The organism is Methylomonas sp. Uni0011 (assembly GCF_056850255.1).
This window is the reverse complement of the sequence record NZ_JBVVNO010000037.1, coordinates 1-4,412: the sequence shown is the minus strand read 5'-3', so window position 1 is coordinate 4,412 and position 4,412 is coordinate 1. Positions and strand designations below refer to the sequence as shown.

The window sequence follows — 4,412 nt, the reverse complement described above, 5'->3', positions numbered from 1 at the left end:
GCGGCATCTTGCTTAAATTCCAGACTGTATTTGGGCCGTTTGTGTTTTTGCTCGTTTGTCATGGTCACCTCTGCTGACAGTATAAAGTCTGCCTTTTGAAGTGTCCGGGTTCATTAAACCATTTCAACTGCGTGAGTAAGAGTTTTCAGGGCTATTGGGTATTTCGAAAAGGTTTGATCGAAATTCGTATCGTTTTTACATCGGCTGATTTGTACAGGGTTATAACCCGCGATTAACGCGGCCGCATCTTCAATGCTTAAATCCTCTGCAAGATTCCAAAGAGGATCAATTGCCTCAAGTTGATAGTAGCTCTCGACGTTCATTGATGTAATTATCCGCCGGGGGTTTTAGGTGCGCCGCCTTTATCCTGCCAGTTGGCTACCTTGGCGCATTCTTCAATGCCTGTTTCGTTTGGCTTGCCATCTTCATCCGATAATCTATAAAGCGATGCATTCTCACGAAGCCATTTCATCAACGATTGTTTAACTGATTTGCCGCTGTTCTCTGCTGTATTACCAACCTCCAACCATGCATTAACCGCTGCGGCTAACTTTGGAGCATATCTTGGGTGGGCTGGATCAAGATAATCCGGTCTGTCCGAAGCAAGGGGAAAGAAAAATCCACTGTGTATACCTCGACTCTTCAACCAGTTCCGCAACGAATCGACGTCCACTGTCGATAGCGAAACATTAATTGTTCCCGGCACTGAGCCAACAATATTTCCGTTTATATCTAAGTCAAACTCTGGAATATGATTCCCTACTATTGCACTTTTAATCAGTGCGCGAGAAATAGCGGATTTTGCAGCCTCATAACCATTGGGCCGTTTTGGAACATCCCAATTTTCAACATAAACATTGTCAGTGGCTGGGTCTTCTCCTACTACCAATAATGCAGCTTGGACAATCGACAGTTCATCGCACAATCGCCAATAATCCATGCTTTCCAGCCTTAATTGGTCATTTAAGCGGTAATATGCTTCTGGTTCCATGTGCTCACCGTCGCGTAAACCGACGTAATCAAAATCATTCATTGATATTCCCTATATTCGGCAGATACTAATAGCGACAATCTGCACTAATGCACAACCGATTTAATACTGCCCCATATTCTCAACCCGAAACACCTGATCCTGCTCGGCTTTGCGGGCGGATTCGATGTAACGCATGATCCAGAAGCGACCGTCGTCATGCAGGGTCAACATTAGCGGCTTGCCGTATTGTTTATGTTCGGCGTTAATCTTTTCCAGAGTATCGTCGGAATTGACGATATGGCCGCCCTTGATTTCTACCAGCAATAAACCATCGTATTGATGGCGACCGTTCACGCCGACGATAAAATCCGGAAAATACCGCTCGCCGCCAGGCATAACGATACCCACCGACCAGGGCTTGCGCGGTTCGTTGCGATGCCACCAGGCCACCGTGTTACTGGTGTCGGCATCCAGCATCCGGGCAAATCGCCGTTCGGTATCGTTAAGGTCTTGCGGCATCACGCCATAGACATTCAACCGGGACCGCTCGACACAATCCGGTGCATCGACAAAGCCAGGCAAAAATGCGGCATCGGCCAGTTGTTTGAAATTCGCGGAACATACTCGCGCAGCATCCCGCACCAAATTCGGAAAAGTCGCCAAAATCAGATTCAGCGCCCGCGCCAAATCCAGTTCGCTTAATTCCATGCCCTGATGCTCGTTATACTCAATCCGCAAACGCGTCAACAACAGCGCATTCAACTCGCCCGGATGATAATAATCGGCATCGCATAACACTCGTTGTGCGCGTCTGGAAATCTCGGCATTGGAGAGTTTTGCCAACACGCTATCCACGCTTTCATCCTGACTGCCGAAAATATCGTCCACGGTTTTGCGGGTGATTTTCAGGCTCTTGCGCAAACCGGCACCCAAAATCGCCGCATCCAGCCTGACCCGCTTGGCGATGCACTGCTCCAGTTCCTCGGTGCCCAGTGGCAATTGTTCGGTTTTAAAGCGATTCGGCAAACCTTCCCGCAAGGCGAATCGGCTATTACCCAGCATGGGCTTGGACTGAACAGTGTTTACACCCGGTTCTTTAACTTGCGTTTTCTGCGGCTCAAACCATTCCTCAAAAAGCGGCGCGGTCGAACCGCCCAAATAAGTAATATGAGACTGGCGTCCTTCAACACTATCCGGCGCAGGCTGCCATGATGGCGCGGCATAAGGTTGCGGCAACAATGAAGTTTGCCCACTGGGCGCAACTTGAACTTCAGTTTGCCCGCCCATTTTCACCACCAGCGTATGTGGCGTGATTTGCGCCAATTGTGTGGTGATAGCATTAATTTTGGCACCCGCACCCAGTAAGCCTCCCTGACTGTCGGCATCAGCCAGAAACACATAACCAAAACGCAACACGTCCGGCAAGGTTTTGCTGATCGCCAGCGCCTGCAATTTGGGATGCACCCGCAAAATCCGACCGACCACTTGAATGCCGAAATCCGTGCTTTTGGTGCCGCGTAGAGAGACCAGGGTAAACGCGCGCGGCGCATCAAAACCCAAAGCCACCGCCACTTTAAAGATTAACACTTCCTTGCTTTCATCCCGCGCCACCGCCAGCAAATTGTCGTTGGGATCTTCAGAGGTGTACCAGGCAATGGCTTCTTCCGGTACGCCCAGATTTAACAAATGCTGTTTGGCCTGCTCGATGGCGGTTTCCCCGCCCTTGCCGGTATTGCCGACCTGCACCAGCATCAATGGCGTCAAGCGAATGCCAGTTTCCGCCAATTGCGCCTTGATGGCCTGATGACAGCGCCAGCCGTCTTCCAGCGCCGTCGCCGACAAATCCACCAATTCCTGCTGATCTTCCGGCACCAGATAGGCAATCGATTTGATAGCTTCCTTGATTAACCCGGCCTCAACGGCGTCATGTCTCGACACTTGTATCCGATGCACCACTGCCAACCCGGCGGCTTGTTTGAATTTCCCGACATCGGCATCGTCTGGCGTGGCGGTAATCAGCAAAGTGAAATCCGGGCGCATGACGTTGCGGTAAAAATTCACCGTTTCGCTGGCCTTGGTAAAACCGTGGTGGGCTTCGTCCACTACCACGCCAATCCTGAAACCGGCATCGCGCAATTCCGGGATAAATTCATCCAGCGACAGCGATAAATCGCCGCTGCTGCGCAACTTGCGGGTTTCGGCATTGCGGGCGGTGACCGACGCCCAGGTGGTGACAAACACGTCGCCACTATTGGCGGAATAGGTTTTGCGCTCGCAGCTCAAATCACGGATAGTCAGGCCATTGAAATCCCGCTTCAACGCGCTTTTGGCCTGTTCCACCAGATTAGCGAACGGCGTAAACCAAAACCAGATAATCCGGGCATTATCGCGATGGTCGGCACGGGCAAAGCTTTCGGCGATCAAGCCCGCCATCAGGGTTTTACCGGCGCCGGTCGGCGCTTCCAGTAACACGCAACCGTTATACGCGCTGATAGCTTGCTGATCTTCTGGGCTGGTCACCTGTTGCAATTGCTGCTCGGCGTAACGAAAAATCTCCAGGGCGTTTTTGACCGCATCGTCCTGATAGCATTTGGGCGCCACACTCATCCCTTACTCCCATTGCCGAAGCGATCCACCAAAAATTGTGGGATCGGCAAAAAGCTCCAGCGCTCATCTTCAAAATGTTGCCGCAACAAACCCGGTTGCCAGGCATAGACGGTCAACGTCACATCGGTGGTCATCAGATCGGCCAAGGCCTGTAATGCCTCGGCGTTGATTTTGGGCAGATAACAGATGCGGCTGGTTGTCAGTTCGGCTTGCTGTATCGGTGCGCCGGGATCATACGGCGCCAGGTATTCGGAATCAATCAACTGCAAGGCCGTCCAGATGGCATCATGTTGGACACTGCTGAACAGGGTTTCGGTGGGCATTCTATGGGTGCGTAGATAGGCAAAATCGCCGCCCAAGCCAGCAACGGCCTCGCCTTTTTTATTGGAGTAACCGTTGATCACCCGTCGCACTCGTTCGGCACAAACGTCACGGCACAGGTTTTTACCGGGTTCGTTTTCGGTCGCTTCGGTGCTTGATACAAGAATGAAGCGCCGATTGCCGCCGTCTTCGGCGTTGAGCTTCATCACGGCATGGGCGGTGGTGCCGCTGCCAGCGAAGAAGTCCAGCACGATGTCATTGGGTTGAGTGGCGATTCGAAGAATACGCTCGATTAGCTGAGTTGGTTTCGGATTATCAAATACCGCTTCACCGAAAATGTCTTTGATCTCATTGCCGCCGTCATCTGTTGTGCCAGACTCCTTATTGAAATGGTTTAATGAACCCGGACACTTCAAAAGGCAGACTTTATACTGTCAGCAGAGGTGACCATGACAAACGAGCAAAAACACAAACGGCCCAAATACAGTCTGGAATTTAAGCAAGATGCCGC

The 4,412-nt window shown here is 51.4% G+C and carries 4 protein-coding genes; all 4 read right to left on the bottom strand.

Annotated features, from left to right (window positions below; translation table 11 throughout):
• Nucleotides 1-113: 113 nt before the first annotated feature.
• Genes AC0IM9_RS20310 through AC0IM9_RS20295 form a run of 4 tightly spaced genes read right to left on the bottom strand, consistent with a single transcriptional unit; the run spans nt 114 to nt 4,317 of the window.
• Nucleotides 114-323: a hypothetical protein gene (locus AC0IM9_RS20310; RefSeq protein ID WP_482805228.1), complete on the bottom strand. Its 210-nt coding sequence runs from the start codon at nt 321-323 to the stop codon at nt 114-116.
• 8 nt (nt 324-331) lie between these two features.
• Complete coding sequence (locus AC0IM9_RS20305; protein WP_482805227.1) at nt 332-1,033, bottom strand: hypothetical protein; 702 nt, start codon at nt 1,031-1,033, stop codon at nt 332-334.
• 60 nt (nt 1,034-1,093) lie between these two features.
• Complete coding sequence (locus AC0IM9_RS20300) at nt 1,094-3,580, bottom strand: DEAD/DEAH box helicase (RefSeq protein WP_482805226.1); 2,487 nt, start codon at nt 3,578-3,580, stop codon at nt 1,094-1,096.
• Entirely contained in the window at nt 3,577-4,317 is a 741-nt protein-coding gene (locus tag AC0IM9_RS20295) for a DNA methyltransferase (RefSeq protein WP_482805225.1), read from the bottom strand. The genes AC0IM9_RS20300 and AC0IM9_RS20295 overlap by 4 nt, the downstream gene beginning before the upstream one ends.
• Between the last annotated feature and the right edge of the window lie 95 nt (nt 4,318-4,412).

What these genes read in the sequence shown, in the direction of transcription:
- AC0IM9_RS20310 (WP_482805228.1), bottom strand. Translation starts at nt 323, where the DNA reads ATGAACGTCGAGAGCTACTATCAACTTGAGGCAATTGATCCTCTTTGG.
- AC0IM9_RS20305 (WP_482805227.1), bottom strand. Translation starts at nt 1,033, where the DNA reads ATGAATGATTTTGATTACGTCGGTTTACGCGACGGTGAGCACATGGAA.
- AC0IM9_RS20300 (WP_482805226.1), bottom strand. Translation starts at nt 3,580, where the DNA reads ATGAGTGTGGCGCCCAAATGCTATCAGGACGATGCGGTCAAAAACGCC.